The 1,208-nt window shown below is 60.9% G+C and carries 1 protein-coding gene; it reads left to right on the top strand.

From position 1 onward, the window contains the following. The first annotated feature begins 188 nt into the window (after positions 1 to 188). The gene (locus QCE49_RS33555) at positions 189 to 1,160 is read left to right on the top strand and encodes an IS110 family transposase (protein ID WP_175982528.1); all 972 of its coding nucleotides are present in this window, start codon (positions 189 to 191) and stop codon (positions 1,158 to 1,160) included. Positions 1,161 to 1,208: the final 48 nt, after the last annotated feature.

The following is a 1,208-nucleotide window of genomic DNA, read 5'->3' as shown; positions in this document are numbered from 1 at the left end:
AGCTGCTTTCTTTGGTTACTTGTATATTGAATCTGGCGTCCGGAAGCTGATCTCTCCCGTTCGCTCGAAGCGGTAGCCCGTTTGTGTTACATGGGCTCACAGCCCGAAAGAAAGCTGGTGGCGCCGCTTCTCCTTACCGCTTTGAACCCGGACAGTTGACTGAGCCTCGAGCTCGTATCTTTGCAAGTATGGGTGCTGTGGTGAACCAAATCCAATCCTCTTCCGTCTCGCCTTTGTTCGTTGGCATCGATGTCAGCGGCTCCTTTCTCGACATCGCCTTCCACGAATCCTCCGAACTCTTTCGCCTGGCCAATTCTCCCGATGGCTTCGCGCAGCTGATCCACCGACTGCTGCCGCTCAACCCACAACTCATCGTGCTCGAAGCCACCGGCAAGCTCGAACGCGCCGTCCTCGAAGCCCTCTGCCAGGCCGGCTTGCCCGCCGTCGCGGTCAATCCCAAGCGGGTGCGCGACTTCGCCAGGTCCGCCGGCGTACGGGCCAAGACCGATCGCATCGATGCGCGCCTCATCGCCCGCTATGGCGCGACCATCAAACCCGAAGTCAGACCCCTGAACGACGAGCAAACCCAGCAGTTGCAGGCCCTCATCCTGCGCCGTGCACAGCTCATCGAGATGCTCACCGCCGAGCAAAATCGCCGCAAACGCGCTCATAAATCCGCTTTGCCAAGCATCGATGAGTTCATTCGCTTCATCTCACAGCGCATCAAGGACGCCGATCGCGACATCGACGCCTTCCTGCACGCCAACGATCTCTGGCGCAAGACCGAGGCCGTGCTGCGCTCGGTGCCCGGCATCGGCAAAGGCGCCGCGGCCGTGCTCATTGCCTTTCTGCCCGAACTCGGAACCCTCAACGCCCGCGAAATCGCCTCGCTCGCCGGGCTCGCCCCGTTCAATTCCGACAGCGGCGCTCACTGCGGCCAGCGACACGTCTCGGGCGGCCGCCCCATCGTGCGGCGCGCCCTCTACATGGCCTGCGTCGCCGCCCAGCGATCCAACGCGCACATCAAGGCGTTTTGCGACCGCCTGCGCGCCAGAGGCAAAAAGACCAAAGTCGCATTCGTCGCAGCAATGCGCAAGATGCTCACCCAGCTCAACGCCATGATGCGCGACGGCACAACTTGGAATCCCCCAAAACCATGATCCTTACCAACTCAACCCTTGACGCTCAATACAGTTGCTTTCTTTGCA

It is taken from the genome of Caballeronia sp. LZ008, assembly GCF_031451435.1.
GTDB classification, from domain to species: Bacteria; Pseudomonadota; Gammaproteobacteria; order Burkholderiales; family Burkholderiaceae; genus Caballeronia; species Caballeronia zhejiangensis.
The sequence above is the reverse complement of the archived record's forward strand: the minus strand, read 5'-3'. Positions and strand labels throughout refer to the sequence as shown.

Bases quoted from the DNA above. Each gene is read 5' to 3' on its own strand.
- QCE49_RS33555 (WP_175982528.1), top strand. From the start codon at position 189: ATGGGTGCTGTGGTGAACCAAATCCAATCCTCTTCCGTCTCGCCTTTG.